This window comes from Atopococcus tabaci DSM 17538 (genome assembly GCF_000429585.1).
Taxonomy (GTDB): domain Bacteria; phylum Bacillota; class Bacilli; order Lactobacillales; family Carnobacteriaceae_A; genus Atopococcus; species Atopococcus tabaci.
The window spans coordinates 1-18,280 of the sequence record NZ_AUCD01000014.1; the positions used below are offsets into that span (position 1 = coordinate 1).

Here is an 18,280-nt window from a genome sequence, read left to right on the forward strand (position 1 = left end):
ATTGTTTTCTGTATATCGTATCCTTTTTCTTTATAAGTATGAATTAATTCCAAATCAATCATCTCGATTGCTTTGGAAACCAGCTCACACATGACTTTTGGAAGGTATTGATCTAATCGTATTTCACTGTCTAATAATGTTTCAGAATCCTTTAATATACTGGCAATTTCTGCTATAATTTGATTCATAAGAAGACCTCTTTTCTGGATTTGTGGTTATCTCTAGATTAAGGGTCTTCTTCCTTTTTGTCTACTTTAATTTCTTACCCTACTATTTTACTTTCCGACAACTATTTTACACATAGGACTTTTTCTTAACAACATCTAAACAATTGGATTTGGTTGTTGTTTTTGGGCGGAACCGGTAAGATGAAAGAGTGAAAAAAGAAGAGAGGGGAATCATATGAAACTGCCTGTGGAGAATGACTGGAAAACCATTTTGGAAGAAGCGACCGATACAGAATCCTACGAGAAGTTACGGGAATTTTTGAAGGAAGAGTACAACTCAGCCACCGTCTATCCCGATATGTACCATATTTGGAAGGCTTTCGAATGGACGCCTTACAACAAAGTCAAGGCGGTCATCTTGGGGCAGGATCCGTATCATGGACCCAACCAAGCACACGGCCTCAGCTTTTCGGTGCAACCGGGAGTGAAAGTCCCCCCGTCTTTGAAAAACATATACAAAGAACTGGAAAGCGATTTGGGCATCCCTCCGGTGGACCACGGCTATCTGCGCAGTTGGGCGGAGCAGGGAGTGCTGCTCCTGAATACAGTTTTGACAGTGCGGAAAGGGGAACCGAATTCCCACAGAGGGAAAGGATGGGAATTGGTGACCGATGAAGTGATTCAACGGCTGAACGAAAAAGAAAGCCCTGTTGTTTTTATTTTGTGGGGTAACGCCTCCATCCAAAAAAGAGAACTCATCGACGAAAGCAAGCATTACGTCTTGACGTCTCCTCATCCGAGTCCGTTTTCTGCGAGAAAAGGGTTCTTCGGCTCCCGACCGTTTTCGAAGACAAATGAATTACTGCAGGAATCGGGGCAGGAACCAATTGATTGGCGGCTTCCTGAAGACCCGGGACAAGAAGAATAATTTTTTCTTATGGATGCGTTAAACCAAAGTTGAGGAAAACTCCTGCATATCTGTAAAATTACGAACAAGATGTGTTATTATGTGAAGAGAACCTTAAAAATGGAGGGAATAAAATGGAATTAGCTGAAGTATTAAAATCAAAAATTAGCGGAAAAGACGTAAAAATTGTTTTCCCGGAAGCGACAGATGCTCGTATTCTTGGAGCGGTGGTTCGTTTGCATTCAGAAAATTTGATTGTACCAGTTTTGGTCGGCAATCCAGATGAAGTGAAAAAAGCAGCAAAAGATCACGGATTCGACTTGAGCGGTATCGATATCATCGATCCGGAAACATATGAAGAATTTGATGCGATGGTTGAGGCTTTTGTAGAACGCCGTAAAGGAAAAGCGACAGAAGAGCAAGCACGTGAAATTCTTAAAAACGGCAACTATTTCGGAACCATGTTGGTTTACATGGACAAAGCAGACGGGATGGTCAGCGGAGCGATCCACTCAACAGGAGACACGGTTCGTCCAGCACTTCAAATCATCAAAACTCGTCCAGGCGTCAGCCGTACAAGCGGAGCGTTCATCATGTTGCGCGGACGCAGCCAAGAAAAATACTTGTTCTCAGACTGTGCCATCAACGTGAACCCGAACGCCCAAGAATTGGCAGAAATTGCTGTGGAAAGTGCACGTACTGCGAAAATGTTCGACATCGAACCAAAAGTCGCATTGCTCAGCTTCTCTTCACACGGATCAGCTAAAGCGCCGGAAGTAGACAAAGTGGCAGAAGCTGCGAAATTGGCACAAGAAATGGCTCCACAATTTGAATTTGATGGAGATTTGCAATTTGACGCTGCGTTCGCGAAATCTGTAGCAGACCAAAAAGTTCCAGGTTCCAAAGTAGCAGGAGAAGCAACTGTGTTTGTCTTCCCAGAATTGCAATCCGGAAACATCGGCTACAAGATCGCTCAACGTTTGGGAGGATTTGAAGCGGTTGGACCAATCTTGCAAGGGTTGAACAAACCCGTTTCCGACTTGTCTCGTGGATGTAACGAAGAAGACGTCTACAAGACGGCCATCATCACTGCAAACCAAGCAATCATGGAAGACTAATCAAGCGGAGGGCCGCTTGAAACCATCCAAACAGGAAAAAAGCGATGAGATTCTCATCGCTTTTTCTTTTTGCCTGCGTTATGATATTTCTATATTAAATGAAAAGGATTTGGGATGAATGAGGAAGACATACCACACAACAACTGAACAAGAAACCAAGCGGTTGGCCGCCGTGTTGTCCCGTCTGCTTTCACCGGGGAGCACCATCTTGTTGGAAGGACAGCTGGGTGCGGGGAAAACCACGTTCACCAAGGGATTGGCGGAAGAACTCGGAATCAAGCGGGCCATCAAGAGCCCGACCTATACGTTGATACGTGAGTACACGGAAGGGCGTCTGCCGCTTTACCATATGGATTTGTACCGTCTGGAAGAAACCGGAGCGGATGAAATGGGCTTGGAAGAATACTTCGAAGGCGAAGGCGTTTCAGTCGTCGAATGGGGCTCGTTGGTAGAAGAAGAAATGCCGGACGAATATTTGAAAATTACGTTCGCCGTTACCGATGAAGCAGGCATGGAACGGGACATTCAGCTGGAAGCAGTCGGAAAACGGTATGAAGAGATTGTCGCTAAGCTGTCCGAAAACTGGAAAATGTGAGGGACCGCTATGAGCGAATCAATTGAACTGATCATTCGGGAAGCTGTGCCTGATGATGCGGCTGCACTGTTGGCGTTTATGGACGAGACCGCCCGGCAGACGGATTTCCTGTTTTTGGAAACCGAGGAGCGAGACATTAGTGTGGAAGAAGAACAAGAACATTTGGCTGAGTTGTTTGATTCCGCCTCTAATTGCCTGTTTGTGGCGCTGGACGGCGGGCGGATGATTGGTGCTGCGTCTGTTCATTCTTCGGATGAGCAAAAAATTCATCATATAGGTGATGTCGGCATCGTGGTCCACGAAGAGTTTTGGGGCATGGGACTGGGGACAGTGTTGATGGAAGAAATCATAGCTTGGTCAGAAGAGACCGGCATCCTCAAGCGGCTCCAGCTTCAAGTCCAAGAAAGAAACACTCGCGCACGTAACCTTTACGAAAAAGTCGGGTTTCGCTTGGAGGGCGTCATGGAACGCGGCGTCTTCATCGATGGAGAATATCTGCCTGTTTGTTTAATGAGCCGGTTGATCGGGAATATATAATCGAAAAGCAGTGCAAGCCAATTGGTGGTTTGCACTGCTTTTTTTGTGTCATGGGGGCTTGGGCCAAATAACTTGCTCTTTCAATCACAATTTGGTCCAAAAACAAGGAAACGGACCAAATAAAAGGGGCGGCGGCCGGTGATTTGGTCCGAAAAGGGAGAGGATGCCCAAATGGTGTAATTTCCCATCGATTATTTGAACAACCGACCGGTTTGTCTATATAAAATATAACAAAACGAAAACCCGCAAAAACGGGTTTTCGTTTTGAAGAAGCATCAATTGAAATCAACTTAGACCAATACTTTGTCCAAGAAGTTTTTGGTGCGTTCATTTTCAGGCTGATCAAAGATTTGGGAAGGCGGGCCGATTTCGACTATCTGGCCTTCGTCCATAAAGACGACACGGTCAGCCACTTCTTTCGCAAACCCCATCTCGTGGGTAACGACCACCATGGTCATGCCATCTTTGGCCAGACGTTGCATGACCTCCAATACATCTCCGACCATCTCCGGGTCCAGTGCACTCGTTGGTTCATCAAACAACATGAGGTCTGGTTCCATCGCCAACGCCCGGGCAATGGCCACCCGTTGTTTCTGCCCGCCGGACAAGGAGTTCGGGTAGACGTCCGCTTTTTCGGCCATCCCGACACTGTCCAGCAAACGCAGCGCCAATTCGCGGCTTTCTTTGTCTGACAAGCTGCGCAATTGTTTAGGCGCCAAGGTGATGTTTTCCACCACAGTCAAATGCGGGAACAAGTTGAATTGCTGGAACACCATCCCGACGTTCTCACGGACTTTGTTGATGTCTTGGGCGGGATCGGTTAAATCGTAGTCATCGATGATGATCCGACCGCCGTTTATCGACTCCAATAAGTTCATGCATCGTAAAAAAGTACTTTTCCCGGAACCGGAAGGCCCAATGATGACGACAACTTCGCCTTCGTTGACTTCCAAATTCAAACCTTTCAAGACTTCATTGTCTCCAAAGCTTTTTCGTAAACCTTCTACTTTTAATTTAGTCATTTATAAGCCTCCTCTCGATTTGGTTGGACAGCTTCGTCAACACGGTGATGATGATCAAGTAAATTGCCCCTACAATAATCCACATCGCACCTGATTCATAGGAACGGGCGATGATGATGCGTCCGGTTTGCGTCAATTCGACAATGCCGATGACGGAAAGGATAGACGTGTCTTTCAACGTGATGACGAATTGGTTGATCAAAGATGGAATCATAATTTTGATGGCTTGCGGCAAGACAACTTTCTGCATGGATGTACCATACGGCAGTCCCAAGCTTCGTGCGGCTTCCAATTGTCCTTTGTCGACCGCCGCGATTCCTCCTCGGACCTGCTCGGCGATATATGCAGTCGTGTTCAGACTCAACGTAATGATCCCGGCTGTAAAGGCACTGATTTGGAGACGGAACAACTGTGGAACCGTAAAGTACATAAAGAACGCCAAAACAATCAATGGGATACCTCGTAAGATGGTCACGTAAATATTCGCGATGAGGTTCAACGCTTTGTTTGGCGTAGCGCTGAACAAGCCGATGATGGTTCCGGCAATCAATGAAATAGCAAAGGAAGCCAGCGTCAATACCAACGTCCGTCCTAAACCGCTCATCAATGAATCAAAGTTTTGGGAAAGCAACGCGAAAAATCCGCCGCTTGGAGCTGACGCCGCTTCTTCTCCCAAATAGCGATTCATGATTTCTTCGTACGTGCCATTTTCGACGACATTTGTCAAACCTGCGTTGAACATTTCCAGCAGTTCAGGGTTTTGACCTCCATTGACTGCAAAGCCAACCGGATATCCTTGTTCCGGCTCAGTTGCCACCCGTAGAGCCAGTCCTTGTTGGATGGCATAGGCCATGACCGGATAGTCTTCCACAGCTGCATCGGAGTGTCCGGCAGCGACATCTTCATACATGTTGGCGGAATCTTCAAACTGATTGATTTGAATGTCGTACTCCTCCGCCAGTTCGTTGGCAAACTGTGCCCCGGTGGTTCCAACTTTTACCGCCACGGTTTTGCCGTTCAAATCTTCATATGAGTTGATGTCCTCGTTGTCTTCGTGGACAGCGATAACTGGACCTGCGTCAATGTAAGGTTCAGAAAAGTCGAAGTTTTCTTCCCGTTCAGGCGTAATGCTCATGGCGGCAATCACTCCATCGACTTGATTTGATTCCAAAGCCTGCACGGCAGCGCTGAAGTTCATCGGCTGCAAGTCATAGGTAAACCCTTGATCTTCCGCGATGGCTTCCAGTAATTCAATATCAATTCCGACATATTCCCCATCTGCATTTTGGAACTCAAATGGAGCAAAGGTCACATCTGTTGCAATCGTATAGTGGTTGTCTTCCGTTGCCGATACACTGGACACCGGGAGCAAACTCAACGCAAAAGAAGCGACAAACGTTAATGCAAGTAAAAAAGCACTTGTCTGCTTTCTAATCATTGTTCTTCTCTCCTCTAAACTAAGTCTATGTTACAGATTACAAGAAATCATTTCCGGAATGCAAATGATAACTATTCAAGATTATATTAGAAATAGATTAGTAAAGAAAGTATTTTTACGAAAAAGCTTGTCTATCGGTAATGGATAATTAGATTTCGATTAGTAAAGCGTCGGTTCAAGACGAAAAATGAATGATTTATATGTACGAAGAATAAACATGCATTTCTATATAAAAAAACAGACAGAAAAATTCTGTCTGTCAGCAGTATTTCACTAGTGGCTTTAATGGATGGGTGCCGAATCGATTTTCAAGATGCAGCAAAATTCCGGCGCATGCCCGGCTGTCATCCAATGCGTGGTGATGACGGTTCAAAGGAATATTCAAGTATTCCGATACGGTATTCAACTTATGGTTAGGCAGCTCTTTCAACAAACGTCGACTGGACTGGACGGTGCAGATTGTTTGGAAATGAGGTTTTTCAATCCCATAGTATTCCAATGTTCCCAGCAAAACACCGCGGTCGAACGGCAAGTTGTGGGCCGCAATCAAGGAATGAGGTTGGAAGTGATGGCGGATTTCCTCCCATACTTCAGGGAAGCGGGGAGCATCGACAACGTCTTGTTCGCGAATGCCGTGGATTTGTACATTCCGCCAATCAAAGAAGGTCTCCGGACGGATCAACGTATAATATTCATCCACCACTCGGCTGTCTTTCACCACGGTCAAGGCAAGGGAACAGGCGCTGTGTCTTTGGCGGTTGGCTGTTTCAAAATCAATAGCGACAAAATTCATTTGCGGCACCTCCGAACATATATTCTTGTCTAGTATACCAAAAAACAAGAAATGTAACAGAGGTTTTTTTATGAACGTTCAGTGTGTTTACCGCCAATTCATCATCAGCCGTCGCCGTGCTCGTGATTCGTTTTTCTCGTGGAATCGGCTGACCCGCCGGCAAAGTGTACGATAATGGGAGGAACAACAGCTTAGGAAAAAGCTTGCTTTGTATGGAGGTCCACAGTAAACTGTAAGTGTGGAAAAGGCTTTCATCAAAAGGTAGGAGGAGACAAATGAGCAGAGAAGCATTGAAGATTGTGACAATCGGTGGCGGAAGCAGTTATACTCCTGAATTGATTGAAGGATACATCAAGCGCAAGGATCAACTGCCCATCAAAGAGATTGTGTTGGTTGATATCGAAGAAGGAAAAGAAAAACTGAATATCGTCGGCGAGATGGCTAAACGGATGGTCAAAGCGGCTGGGTTGGATTGGAACGTGACATTGACACTGGACCGCAAAGCGGCGTTGAAAGATGCGGACTATGTCACCACCCAGTTCCGGGTGGGATTGTTGGATGCACGGGTGAAAGACGAGCGCATTCCACTGTCGCACGGCATTTTGGGACAGGAGACGAACGGAGCCGGCGGCATTTTCAAAGCATTCCGTACCATTCCGGTGATTTTGGATATCATCGAAGACATGAAAGAACAATGTCCGGATGCGTGGCTCATCAACTTCACCAACCCGGCCGGCATGGTCACGGAAGCGGCCATCAAATACGGCGGTTGGGAACGGACATTGGGCTTATGTAACGTGCCGATCGGGCATTGCTCGATGGCGGCGGAAAAACTCGGAGTTCCAGAAGAAGAGTTGTTCTTCAAGTTTGCCGGAATCAACCACTTCCATTGGCACCGGGTATGGGACAAGCGCGGAAACGAATTGACAGACAAAGTGATCGACCTCATCTACGGGCCAAAAGATGAGGAGCAGGAGAGCCACTTGAAAAACATCCACAACGCCCAATTCCACTATGAGCAAATCAAAGACTTGGGAATGCTGCCATGTGGGTACCACCGCTATTATTACATTGAAGACGAAATGCTGCAGCACTCCATAGAGGATTTCGAAAAAGGGCAGACCCGTGCCCAGGTGGTGAAGCAGACGGAAGCGCGTTTGTTCGAACTCTACAAAGACCCGAAATTGGACTTCAAACCGGAAGAACTTTCCCAGCGCGGAGGCACACACTACAGCGATGCGGCATGTGAGATCATCGCGTCCATTCAAAACGACAAACGGACGAACATGGTTGTATCCACACAAAACAATGGTACCATCACTGATTTGCCGTATGACTGCGCAGTGGAAGTATCTGGAGTGGTCACCGCCCATGGGTTTGAACCGTACAATTGGGGCGCTTTCCCGAATGCGTCCGCACGAGGTGTGATTCAAAACATGAAAGGGATGGAAGAAACTACCATCCGCGCAGCGGTGGAAGGAGACTACGGTGCTGCTTTGCAGGCCTTTACCGTCAACCCATTGATACCAGGCGGAACCATCGCCAAGACATTATTGGACCAAATGTTGTACGCACACAAAGATCATCTCCCGCAATTCGCCGACAAAATTAAAGAAATCGAAGAAACGCAACCCGAAACAGTGGCGTATGTCGATGAGTTGATGGAAACCAATGAAGGGACGCTTGCAGAACATATGAAATAAAAGAAACGCCTGCCCGATTTAATTCTGGGCAGGCGTTTTTATGCGTTGAACAACCTTCTCAATGTACCTATTTGAAATAGAGTGCCGTTATTTCTTTTGAGAAGCCGCCTCAAAAAAAGAGATAACTGAAGGCAGGGGACAGTATTTCGTGTGAGAACGCGTCTCAGAGCAAATAATCCATGATTGGCTCAAATAAGTCTCTTGAGAACCCTTCTCGAAGGAACTATCTTATAAAGTTGGAATGTATTTCGTTTGAGCAAAGAGTGTACAACTAAAAGCACCAGAACCACCAGACAGCTTACTCGGATGCGTCTTCTTCAGTCGAACTGTATTCCAGAAGCAAGATTGGATTAACCTTCTTTGGACGGCAACACGAGTTTGCCAATTTCCATGATGATCACAGAAGCAAGGGCCAATCCAGCAGCGATACCCCATTGAGTCAGTCCGAATTCAGCAGGAATGTTGAAGATTGGACGAATCGCAGGAACCATTGTCATTGCGTACAATCCCATACAGAAGATGAACGCGTAGATGACGTATTTGTTTGCGAAGAAACCGGCTTGAACAGCGGTTTGTGAATTGGAACGAGCCGGGAACACTTGAAGTGTCCGAGCCAAAATCAAGGTAGTGAACGCCATGGCGATACTCATGTCTGCAGAGTATTGCAAACCGATCGCTTGGGAAATGATGACGGCGATACCAATCAAAGCACCTCTGAATACAACAGAAGAAAGGGTGCCGCCTGCGAAGATCCCTTCATTTGGATCACGCGGGGATTGCTTCATGATGTTCGGTTCGCTTGGTTCCATACCAAGTGCAATAGCCGGTACGGAGTCGTTTACCAAGTTGATGAACAACAACTGCAACGCAGTGAACGGGGAAACCCAGTTCAAAAGCAACGCAGCGATGATGGCAATAACCGCACCCAAGTTTCCGGAGAACAAATACGCAATGGCTTTTTTGATGTTGTTGTAAACGTTACGTCCAACAGACACGGCACTGACAATGGAGACGAAGTTGTCGTCCGTCAAAACCATGGCAGCAGAGTCTTTTGCAACGTCTGTTCCGCTTCCCATCGCGATTCCGATGTCGGCTTGTTTCAATGCTGGTGCATCGTTGACGCCGTCACCTGTCATAGCAGAAACCTTGCCTTTTTTCTGCCAAGCGTCGACAATCCGGATTTTGTTTTCCGGTGACACACGTGCGTAGACAGAAATTTTCTCAAGGTCTTTGTGCAATTCTTCGTCAGACAGGGCGTCCAACTCTTGTCCGGTCAATGCCATGTCGCCTTCTTTATAGATGTTCAAGTCTCTGGCGATGGCACGAGCGGTTGTTTTATGGTCTCCAGTAATCATGACGGTCTTGATGCCGGCAGCTTCCGCTTCTTGAATGGCTGAGTAAACTTCTTCACGAGGCGGATCGATCATCGCCATCAAACCGACGAATACCAAATCATTTTCATCTTCAAACGTTACTTCTTGGCCTTCAGCAATTGGTTTGTAAGCAAATGCCAACACACGGAGGGCACGGTCGGAGAAGCGTTCGTTCTGTTCTTGAAGTGCCTTCAAGTGCTCGTCCGTAAAGTCTTCCACTTGGCCGTTGATCAAGATTTTTGAGGAGCGGCCAAAGACGATATCAGGTCCACCTTTTGTAAGAAGAACGGATTCTCCGTCAAGGTTGTGGACAGTGGACATCAACTTACGGTCGGAGTCGAAAGGCAATTCACCTAAACGAGGGTAAGTTTTACGAACATCCTCGTAAGGTTGGTTCATTTTATTGCTGTAAGCCACCATCGCCACTTCTGTCGGGTCACCGATGGAGTGGCCGTCTTCGTTGATGCTGGAGTCATTGGCCAATACAGCAATCTGCATCAAACGTTTTTCATCAAAAGACCAAGTCTCCGGCTGGTCGTTGAAGTCTCCGGTTTGGCCGTTTGGCAGGAAGTAGTCGACAATTGTCATTTTGTTTTGCGTCAATGTTCCAGTTTTGTCGGTACAAATGATGCTGGTGGATCCCAACGTTTCCACTGCCGGGAGTTTGCGGATAATCGCATGTTTTTTCGCCATTTTGCTTGTTCCGACGGATAAAACGATGGTGACGATGGACTGCAAAGCTTCAGGAATCGCCGCAACTGCTACAGCAACCGCGAACATGAAGGCGTCCAACAACTGTGTTTGGACTGCTTGAGATTCTCCAAACAGAATACGTACAGCTTGAATTCCGAAAATCAACACAGAGAGAAGCAAGATGAAGACTCCCAATTTTTTACTGAAGTCTTCTAATTTACGTTGCAACGGGGTTTGTTTTGCACCTGCGCTGTGAATCAGGTCCGCAACTTTACCCATTTCAGTGTCGTTTCCAGTAGCTGTAACGACAAACTCACCGCGGCCGTAAGTGACCAGTGTTCCGCTGAACACCATGTTGGTCCGGTCACCTAAAGGAACCTCTTGCACTAATTGGTCAGGATTTTTTTGAGTTGGAACGGATTCCCCAGTCAACATGCCTTCTTCAATTTGCAAGGATCCGGTGTCCAACAAACGTCCGTCTGCAGGAACATAATCGCCTGCTTCTAATACAACGATGTCTCCGACAACCACTTCTTTCGCAGGAATGGTCACTGTTTTGCCATCCCGGATAACTTTGGCGGCAGGAGCGGATAAGTTTCGTAATGAATTCAATGAATCTTCTGCTTTTTTGGTTTGGACCACACTCAAAATGGAGTTGATGATCAACACTGCAAAGATGATCACTGATTCAACGACTTCGCCCAAGAACAGCTGGACGAGTGCTACGATAAGTAACACAATCACCATTGGATCTTTGAATGATTCGATAAACAATTGAAGAGTCGATGCCGATTCACCTTGCTCGATTTCATTTAAGCCATCGCGTTCAAGTCTACGTTGAACTTCTTGCTGCTTGAGACCCTCACGATACGTTTGATACTCTTGAATAATTTGAGGAATAGACTTCTGATATACTTCCAACACAAACTTCCTTTCTTTTATAAGAAATTACTTCCAAAAACGCCACATGACATGGCGTTGACCAGAATCTTAGAAACCACATTTCCTAAGCTTCCAGGACCAATTGTGCCACGCTCCTTTCCTTTCTGCGTTGCGTGCATGGAGGAAGGAACCCTCAAAAAAAGAGACTTATACGCCTGTTGTTTGTTAACAGTCGCATAAGTCTCACTAATTAAGACAGTACCAGTAGCAAATGAAAACTACAGAATTGGTGATACTGTCACACGAAGGTGCAAGTTACTCCCTCTATGCTCGCTATTCAATTGACAAGATTTATTCTACAAGGGATTTTTTGAAAATACAAGCAAAAATTATCAATAATAGATAAAAAAATAAGAAAACGCTTGCAATACTCAATGTTTAAATGTAAAATCATTGTAAATAAAAGACTATACATTTAACAGGAGGGCATTATGAAGTACACATTTCCAGAAACATTTTGGTGGGGATCGGCAACAAGCGGGCCTCAGACAGAAGGCGTTTTTGAAGGGGACGGAAAAGGCGACAGCATTTGGGATTATTGGTACAAGAAGGAGCCGGAACGCTTTTTCAATGGAGTAGGACCAGAAAAGGCTTCTTATGTTTATAAAACATACAAAGAAGACATCCAATTGATGAAAGAAACGGGACACAACTCCTACCGTACATCCATCCAATGGAGTCGGTTGATTCCGGAAGGCACAGGAGAAGTGAATCCGGAAGCAGTCAAATTTTACAATTCCTACATTGATGAATTGATTGCAAACGGCATCGAGCCTTTTATCAACTTGTATCACTTTGATATGCCGATGGCGTTGCAGGAGAAAGGGGGATGGGAAAACAGAGAAACCGTCGAAGCATATGTTGCTTATGCTGAGAAGTGTTTTGAATTGTTTGGTGACCGGGTGAAGAAATGGTTTACCCACAATGAGCCCATTGTGCCGGTGGAGGGAGGATATTTGTACCAGTTCCATTATCCGCTGGAAGTAAACATGAAAAAGGCCGTTCAAGTAGCGTACCATGAAGCTTTGGCCAGTGCTTTGGCTATCCAAAAATATCGGGAAATGGGACAGGATGGAGAGATTGGCATCATTGTGAACTTGACTCCGAGCTACCCGCGTGATGAAAACAATCCTGAAGATGTAAAAGCGGCCCGTATAGCAGACTTATTCTTCAACCGTTCATTCTTGGATCCGGCTATCAAAGGAGAATATCCGCAAGAATTGGTTGAGCTGCTTCGCGAAATCGATCACTTGCCGGATGTACAACCTGGTGACAAGGACATCATCAAAGAGAATACGGTCGACTTACTCGGTGTCAACTATTATCAACCGCGGCGCATCAAAGCGAAAGAATCAACGGAAAAATTGGCCGAGGGTCCGATGCCAGATGATTATTTTGATAACTACGACATGCCGGGGAAAAAGATGAATCCTTACCGCGGATGGGAGATTTACGAAAAAGGCATATACGATCTGCTGATCAATCTGCGGGACAACTACAGCAACATTCCTTGCTTCATCTCGGAAAACGGGATGGGTGTGGAAGGCGAAGAACGCTACATCAATGAAGAAGGCGTCATTGAAGACGACTATCGGATTGACTTCATCAAAGGGCATTTGAAATATGTCCACCAAGCGCTTGAAGAAGGCGTGAACGTCAAAGGCTATCATATGTGGACGTGTATGGACAACTGGTCTTGGACCAATGCCTATAAAAACCGTTACGGATTCATATCGGTCGATTTGGAAAACGAAGGAAAACGTACAATCAAGAAAAGCGGCCGTTGGTTCAAAGAGATGACCGCAGCAAATGGATTTGAGGACTAATACAATAAAAGAAATGAGGAATAACGATGAATACGTTCATTGACAAACTGAGCGAGAAACTCTTGCCTCTTGCCGCAAAACTCGGCGAAAACCGTTATTTGCTTGTGATTCGAGACGCATTTATGCTGGCTTTTCCACTAACGATGTTTGGTTCCATTATCGTTGTGTTGAACAACTTGCCATTTTTCAGTTCGGAACTTCAAGGGACATTGAACTCCCTGCTGGGGAACGGACAAAATGCTACCATGTCCATCCTGTCGCTGTTCGTCAGTTTTGGGATCGGATACTACCTCAGCCGTTCGTATGATGTGGACCCGGTGTTCGGCGGCGCCATCGCCCTGTCTTCCTTTTTGATTTTGACGCCATTCTTCACTACGACAGAAGCGGGAGAAGAAGTCGGCGGCGTATTGACCACAGCGCGTCTGGGAGCGGAAGGGATGTTTGTTGCCATGATTGCCGCGTTCGTGGCTGCTGAAATTTATGTCCGCTTGACCAAGCGCGGGTTCACCATTAAAATGCCGGAACAAGTTCCGGCTGCGGTTTCTCGTTCTTTCTCGGCGATGATTCCTGCGATCATTACATTGGGCTTCTTTACCCTGCTCAACGCTTTGGTCACCACAGCGTTGAACACCAACATGCATGATTTGATCTTCACACTTGTTCAACGCCCGCTGCTGGCATTGGGAAGCGGCTTGCCTGCGACATTGGTTGCCTTGTTCTTCGTTCAGTTGCTTTGGTTCTTCGGTTTGCACGGGCAAATTATCGTCAACTCTGTAATGGACCCGATCTGGAACACGTTGATGCTGGAAAACTTGGAAGCTTATGAAGCTGGAGAAGCGCTGCCAAACATCATCACCAAACCGTTTATCGAAATTTACACTGTCGGTATGGGTGGCTCAGGCATGACGTTGATGGTTGTCATCATGATGGCGTTTGTGATGAAGAGCCGGCAGTTGAAAGACGTCGGCAGACTGGCGGTGGCTCCGGGACTGTTTAATGTCAACGAACCGGTCATCTTTGGATTGCCGATTGTGTTGAACGCCACTATTTTAATTCCATGGCTGTTGACTCCGTTAGTGGTCACAACCTTTAACTACACCATGATGAACTTGGGTATCTTCCCAACGCCGACAGGGGTGGCCGTACCGTGGACAGTGCCGGTGTTCTTTAACGGGATGCTGGCCACGAACTCCGTCATGGGGGGCGTTTTGCAGCTGATTGACCTTGCATTGATTGCCGGTATTTGGTTCCCGTTCCTGAAAGCACTGGACAAAGCGAACCTTCGTGATGATATCGCCACGTCCACAACGGATTCAGTAAACTCATAAGAACATGACACCGCGTTGTAATGAAAGAGCTTACTCGTCTGCCGGGTAAGCTCTTTCTCAATCAGTTGAAAAATCTGTATTTTTTAATTTTTTTGTTCTATACTGAATAGATGTGGGGGGAGAGGGGATATGGTGAAATACAAAGACATCGCAAATAAAGTCAGGGAACAAATCTATTCCGGAGAATACCCGGCAGATTCCATGATTCCCGATCAAAACAGTTTGGCAAAAGCGTTTGGCGTGAGTCGTATGACGGTCAAAAAAGCATTGGACATTCTGGCGATGGAAGGACTGATTTATCGGCAGCGGGGAGCAGGGACGTTTGTCATGAAAAACGCTCTGATGGCCGGCCGTGATTCTCTGGTGGATGAATACGAAGGACTGACGACTCAGATGAAAGGGCACAAACTGGTGTCCAAGGCAATTGAATTCGAAATCGGGTTTCCTTCTGAAAAAATTCGAGAAAAACTGATGGTGGAAGAAAACAATCCCGTCTATAAAATAATCCGGCAACGGGTGGTCGACGAGGATTTACTGATTCTGGAACACACGTATATGCCGGCAGATTTGGTACCGGGATTAGCTAAAGAACATGTAGAATCGTCTATTTATGCATATGTCAAAGAAGAGCTGGGATTGAAGTTCGGCGGGGCATTTCGCCAGATTCATGCGGACAAGCCTGGTGAATACGATTATAAATATTTGGATTGCGGCGAACAGGATCCCGTATTGGAAGTAGAGCAAGTCATCTATTTGAAAGACGGAAGGCCGTTTGAATACTCCAGAAGCCGCAACCGCTATGACAAACGCAGTTACAATGTCATTGATGTCAAACAAGATAATTGAATGTGCTAAAACAGGCATCTGCTCTGCACGGCAGGGCATTTTTTTAATTAAGGGCGAAAAAAAGAACGAGGGCGGAACAAAAGTTCCAGCCTCGTTCTTTTCGTAGTTAATGGGAAGTGATTAAATCGGTAAATCGATTTGAAGTTCCACCGGGCAATGGTCCGATCCCATAATGGAAGAATGGATGACTGCGTCCACCATATAAGGCTGCAGGCGGTCAGAGACGATAAAGTAGTCGATACGCCAGCCGGCATTGTTTTTTCGGGCATTGAACCGGTAATTCCACCATGTATAAGCGCCCTCTTTGTCGGAATAGAAGTAACGGAACGTATCCGTGAATCCGTGGTCCAACAAACGAGTGAATTCCAAGCGTTCCTCATCGGAAAATCCAGCGCTGGTCCGGTTGCGGGAAGGGTTCTTCAAGTCAATTTCTTTGTGGGCAACGTTCAAATCACCGCAGAGAATGACGGGTTTTTCCGCATCCAACTGATTGATGTACGCCCGGAAGTCTTTTTCCCACTGGACCCGGTAATCCAACCGGTTCAATTCGCTTTGGGAATTGGGTGTGTAACAGGTGACAACATAAAAAGTTTCATATTCCAATGTAATCACACGGCCTTCCGTGTCGTGTTCCGGGATTCCTATTCCATACTTTACGGAAACCGGTCGGTGTTTGGTGAAAATCGCCGTTCCCGAATAGCCTTTACGTTCTGCATAATTCCAATAGTCATAGTACCCGGGCAAATCCAATTCAATCTGTCCTTCTTGCAGTTTCGTTTCTTGTACACAAAAGAAATCGGCATCTGATGCTGCAAAAAATTCCATGAATCCTTTTTTGACAATGGCTCTCAAGCCGTTCACATTCCATGAAACTAACTTCATCGCTTCAGTCTCCTTCTCAAACACTCTACTTGTTTCAATGATATCGGATAGAATGAAAGAAGTAAATTTTCTTTGTTTGTGAGAAAAATAATCACCTTTGTTTTAATATAAATGGGAAATTTGTTACACTGAGCCTATACATAGAAAAGAAAGCGGTTTGAAATTGAACAAATATTGAATGTTATGAAAAAAATTGTTATATTCAAAGTTAGCGTGTTAAAATAATCTTAATCTAGCTGCTTGAACAGCAATTTCAGGGCGTCAGTGCCGCTGAAGTGATTGTGTCTTTGGCACAAGAGAAAACGATGCTTTTGACTTCGATGCCATTTGCCTACGGTAAAGTCATCGTACAGCCATCAGTCGAGATGGAGAGTTGGGCACGTTTTTTAAATAAATTCTGGCGAGAGGATACTTATACCATTATGAATGCAGAAGAAATCAAAAAGGATTTTCCTGAATCGATCATTAAATTGAATGAACCGTTGTCCAAATACACCTATACGAAAACCGGCGGACCTGCTGATGCGGTGATTTTTCCCCGTCAAAAAGAAGAGCTCATTAAACTGGTGCGTTGGATCCATGCCCGTAAATGGCCGTTGACTGTTCTAGGAAATGCCAGCAATCTTATCGTCAAAGACGGCGGCATCCGTGGGGTAGTCATCATTTTGACGGAAATGGACCAAGTGAAGGTCAAAGAAAATGTCATCAAAGCCCAAAGCGGAGCGGCGCTGATTGATGTGTCCAAACGTGCATACAGTGCAAGTTTGACGGGATTGGAATTTGCATGCGGCATCCCCGGAAGTATCGGCGGGGCCGTGTACATGAACGCCGGAGCGTACGACGGAGAAGTCCGCACAGTCATCAAAGAAGTGGAAGTTCTGACGCTGGACGGCCGTGTGTTGATGATGAGCAACGAAGAGATGGAATTTGATTACCGTCACAGTATCATCCAAGAGACAGAAGATATTGTGTTGGAAGTGACGTTCCAATTGGAAAAAGGGAACAAAGAAAAAATCAAATCCCGGATGGATGAACTCACGTACCTGCGCTCATCCAAGCAGCCGTTGGAATACCCGTCTTGCGGAAGCGTCTTTAAGCGTCCGACAGGTTACTTCACCGGAAAACTGATTCAAGACGCCGGCCTGCAAGGATTGACATGGGGCGGAGCGCAAATTTCCACCAAACATGCCGGGTTCATTGTCAATATAGGCGGCGCAACAGCGACCGACTATATCGAATTGATCCGCCACATCCAGCAAGTGATTTGGGAAGAAAACCAAGTCCGTCTGGAAACTGAGGTCCGCATCATTGGAGAAGATCCCGTGACGACTGAAACAGTAGTGGAAGATGCCACAGTGGATGCCGGATTAGCGTTTTAACCAACAAATAAAAGACAGAGCTTTCTTCGCCTCACAAAAGGCTGAAGAAAGCTTTTTTCTTTTTAAATTTTTGTTGCTTTTGCGGCTGAAAGTCGTATAATAATTCCTGTTGTAAACAAAAAGATTAGTTTAAGTAAACTTTTGTTAGTGGAAGTTTTCTCATAGTAAACAAATTGGAGGACTCTATGCAGATAGGGAGCAGAATCAAAAATTTGCGCCTGCAAAAGAATTTAACTCAAGAAGAGCTGGCGGAACGTACAGATTTAACCAAAGGCTATATTTCTCAAGTTGAACGGGACTTGAGCATGCCGTCATTGGAAGTATTCTTTTCCATGTTGGAAGTGTTGGGCTGTACGCCGAAAGAGTTTTTTGACGACGAAGCCCAGCAACAAAAAGTCGTTTACCGCAAAGAAGAAGGAAACGAATTCGAAGATCCGGAAAAAGGCTACCTCTTGAAATGGCTTGTTCCGGAATCCAATGAAAAAGTGATGGAACCGGTGGAACTGAATTTTAAGAAAAACGGCTCATACAAGCAATTTCCACCCTCCAAAGCGGAAACGTTTGTTATTGTGAAAGAAGGAAGACTTTGTTTGGAACTGGGAAAATCACGGTACTATGCCGACAAAGGGGATGTCCTTTATTTCCGGGCCGACAAAAAGCACCAGTTGTTCAATGATGCGGACGGAGAGAGTCAAGCCCTTATGGTGGTCACTGAGTCCTACTTATAGTTA

The 18,280-nt window shown here is 45.8% G+C and carries 16 protein-coding genes; 10 read left to right on the forward strand and 6 right to left on the reverse strand.

Annotated elements, in window-relative coordinates:
- Positions 1–188: hypothetical protein (locus G470_RS12590; RefSeq protein WP_035445001.1), on the reverse strand; the 188-nt coding region annotated here is incomplete at its 3' end.
- 214 nt (positions 189–402) lie between these two features.
- Here G470_RS12590 and G470_RS0103595 point away from each other — a divergent pair.
- The 4 genes from G470_RS0103595 to G470_RS0103615 all read left to right on the forward strand — a co-directional run bounded on the left by G470_RS0103595 (position 403) and on the right by G470_RS0103615 (position 3,324).
- Complete coding sequence (locus G470_RS0103595) at positions 403–1,095, forward strand: uracil-DNA glycosylase (RefSeq protein WP_028273635.1); 693 nt, start codon at positions 403–405, stop codon at positions 1,093–1,095.
- 113 nt (positions 1,096–1,208) lie between these two features.
- Positions 1,209–2,192, forward strand: a complete 984-nt coding sequence (gene pta / locus G470_RS0103600) for a phosphate acetyltransferase (protein WP_028273636.1) — start codon at positions 1,209–1,211, stop codon at positions 2,190–2,192.
- Between the two features lie 118 nt (positions 2,193–2,310).
- Entirely contained in the window at positions 2,311–2,787 is a 477-nt protein-coding gene (gene tsaE, locus G470_RS0103610) for a tRNA (adenosine(37)-N6)-threonylcarbamoyltransferase complex ATPase subunit type 1 TsaE (protein WP_028273637.1), read from the forward strand.
- A gap of 9 nt (positions 2,788–2,796) precedes the next feature.
- Entirely contained in the window at positions 2,797–3,324 is a 528-nt protein-coding gene (locus G470_RS0103615; protein WP_028273638.1) for a GNAT family N-acetyltransferase, read from the forward strand.
- A gap of 290 nt (positions 3,325–3,614) precedes the next feature.
- Here G470_RS0103615 and G470_RS0103620 read toward each other — a convergent pair whose 3' ends face one another.
- The 3 genes from G470_RS0103620 to G470_RS0103630 form a co-directional block, all read right to left on the reverse strand.
- Entirely contained in the window at positions 3,615–4,346 is a 732-nt protein-coding gene (locus G470_RS0103620; RefSeq protein ID WP_028273639.1) for an amino acid ABC transporter ATP-binding protein, read from the reverse strand.
- A complete protein-coding gene (locus tag G470_RS0103625) occupies positions 4,339–5,784 on the reverse strand; it encodes an amino acid ABC transporter substrate-binding protein/permease (protein WP_028273640.1) in 1,446 nt (481 codons plus the stop codon). Before G470_RS0103625 ends, G470_RS0103620 begins: the two co-directional genes overlap by 8 nt.
- A 259-nt stretch (positions 5,785–6,043) precedes the next feature.
- Complete coding sequence (locus tag G470_RS0103630) at positions 6,044–6,577, reverse strand: 3'-5' exonuclease (protein WP_028273641.1); 534 nt, start codon at positions 6,575–6,577, stop codon at positions 6,044–6,046.
- Between the two features lie 275 nt (positions 6,578–6,852).
- Between G470_RS0103630 and G470_RS0103635 the strand changes: the two genes are divergently transcribed.
- Positions 6,853–8,280, forward strand: coding sequence for a 6-phospho-beta-glucosidase (locus tag G470_RS0103635; protein WP_028273642.1), 1,428 nt, complete (start codon positions 6,853–6,855; stop codon positions 8,278–8,280).
- 350 nt (positions 8,281–8,630) lie between these two features.
- Here G470_RS0103635 and G470_RS0103640 read toward each other — a convergent pair whose 3' ends face one another.
- On the reverse strand, positions 8,631–11,267 hold the full coding sequence (locus G470_RS0103640; RefSeq protein ID WP_028273643.1) for a cation-translocating P-type ATPase: 2,637 nt from the start codon (positions 11,265–11,267) through the stop codon (positions 8,631–8,633).
- 449 nt (positions 11,268–11,716) lie between these two features.
- Between G470_RS0103640 and G470_RS0103645 the strand changes: the two genes are divergently transcribed.
- The 3 genes from G470_RS0103645 to G470_RS0103655 all read left to right on the forward strand — a co-directional run bounded on the left by G470_RS0103645 (position 11,717) and on the right by G470_RS0103655 (position 15,288).
- A complete protein-coding gene (locus G470_RS0103645) occupies positions 11,717–13,114 on the forward strand; it encodes a family 1 glycosylhydrolase (protein WP_035445003.1) in 1,398 nt (465 codons plus the stop codon).
- 26 nt (positions 13,115–13,140) lie between these two features.
- Positions 13,141–14,442, forward strand: a complete 1,302-nt coding sequence (gene celB / locus G470_RS0103650) for a PTS cellobiose transporter subunit IIC (RefSeq protein ID WP_028273645.1) — start codon at positions 13,141–13,143, stop codon at positions 14,440–14,442.
- 129 nt (positions 14,443–14,571) lie between these two features.
- On the forward strand, positions 14,572–15,288 hold the full coding sequence (locus G470_RS0103655) for a GntR family transcriptional regulator (protein WP_028273646.1): 717 nt from the start codon (positions 14,572–14,574) through the stop codon (positions 15,286–15,288).
- A 120-nt stretch (positions 15,289–15,408) separates the two neighbouring features.
- On the opposite strand, the gene G470_RS0103660 is transcribed toward G470_RS0103655, so the two are convergent.
- A complete protein-coding gene (locus G470_RS0103660) occupies positions 15,409–16,170 on the reverse strand; it encodes an exodeoxyribonuclease III (RefSeq protein WP_028273647.1) in 762 nt (253 codons plus the stop codon).
- 422 nt (positions 16,171–16,592) lie between these two features.
- Between G470_RS0103660 and murB the strand changes: the two genes are divergently transcribed.
- Complete coding sequence (gene murB, locus G470_RS12595; RefSeq protein ID WP_051258403.1) at positions 16,593–17,549, forward strand: UDP-N-acetylmuramate dehydrogenase; 957 nt, start codon at positions 16,593–16,595, stop codon at positions 17,547–17,549.
- A 185-nt stretch (positions 17,550–17,734) separates the two neighbouring features.
- The gene (locus G470_RS0103670) at positions 17,735–18,277 is read left to right on the forward strand and encodes a helix-turn-helix domain-containing protein (RefSeq protein ID WP_028273648.1); all 543 of its coding nucleotides are present in this window, start codon (positions 17,735–17,737) and stop codon (positions 18,275–18,277) included.
- The last annotated feature ends 3 nt before the right edge of the window (positions 18,278–18,280 follow it).

Bases quoted from the DNA above. Each gene is read 5' to 3' on its own strand.
- G470_RS0103615 (WP_028273638.1), top strand. From the start codon at position 2,797: ATGAGCGAATCAATTGAACTGATCATTCGGGAAGCTGTGCCTGATGAT.
- G470_RS0103620 (WP_028273639.1), bottom strand. From the start codon at position 4,346: ATGACTAAATTAAAAGTAGAAGGTTTACGAAAAAGCTTTGGAGACAAT.
- G470_RS0103625 (WP_028273640.1), bottom strand. From the start codon at position 5,784: ATGATTAGAAAGCAGACAAGTGCTTTTTTACTTGCATTAACGTTTGTC.
- tsaE (WP_028273637.1), top strand. From the start codon at position 2,311: ATGAGGAAGACATACCACACAACAACTGAACAAGAAACCAAGCGGTTG.
- G470_RS0103635 (WP_028273642.1), top strand. From the start codon at position 6,853: ATGAGCAGAGAAGCATTGAAGATTGTGACAATCGGTGGCGGAAGCAGT.
- G470_RS0103660 (WP_028273647.1), bottom strand. From the start codon at position 16,170: ATGAAGTTAGTTTCATGGAATGTGAACGGCTTGAGAGCCATTGTCAAA.
- G470_RS0103670 (WP_028273648.1), top strand. From the start codon at position 17,735: ATGCAGATAGGGAGCAGAATCAAAAATTTGCGCCTGCAAAAGAATTTA.
- celB (WP_028273645.1), top strand. From the start codon at position 13,141: ATGAATACGTTCATTGACAAACTGAGCGAGAAACTCTTGCCTCTTGCC.
- G470_RS0103655 (WP_028273646.1), top strand. From the start codon at position 14,572: ATGGTGAAATACAAAGACATCGCAAATAAAGTCAGGGAACAAATCTAT.
- murB (WP_051258403.1), top strand. From the start codon at position 16,593: ATGAATGCAGAAGAAATCAAAAAGGATTTTCCTGAATCGATCATTAAA.
- G470_RS0103595 (WP_028273635.1), top strand. From the start codon at position 403: ATGAAACTGCCTGTGGAGAATGACTGGAAAACCATTTTGGAAGAAGCG.
- G470_RS0103630 (WP_028273641.1), bottom strand. From the start codon at position 6,577: ATGAATTTTGTCGCTATTGATTTTGAAACAGCCAACCGCCAAAGACAC.
- pta (WP_028273636.1), top strand. From the start codon at position 1,209: ATGGAATTAGCTGAAGTATTAAAATCAAAAATTAGCGGAAAAGACGTA.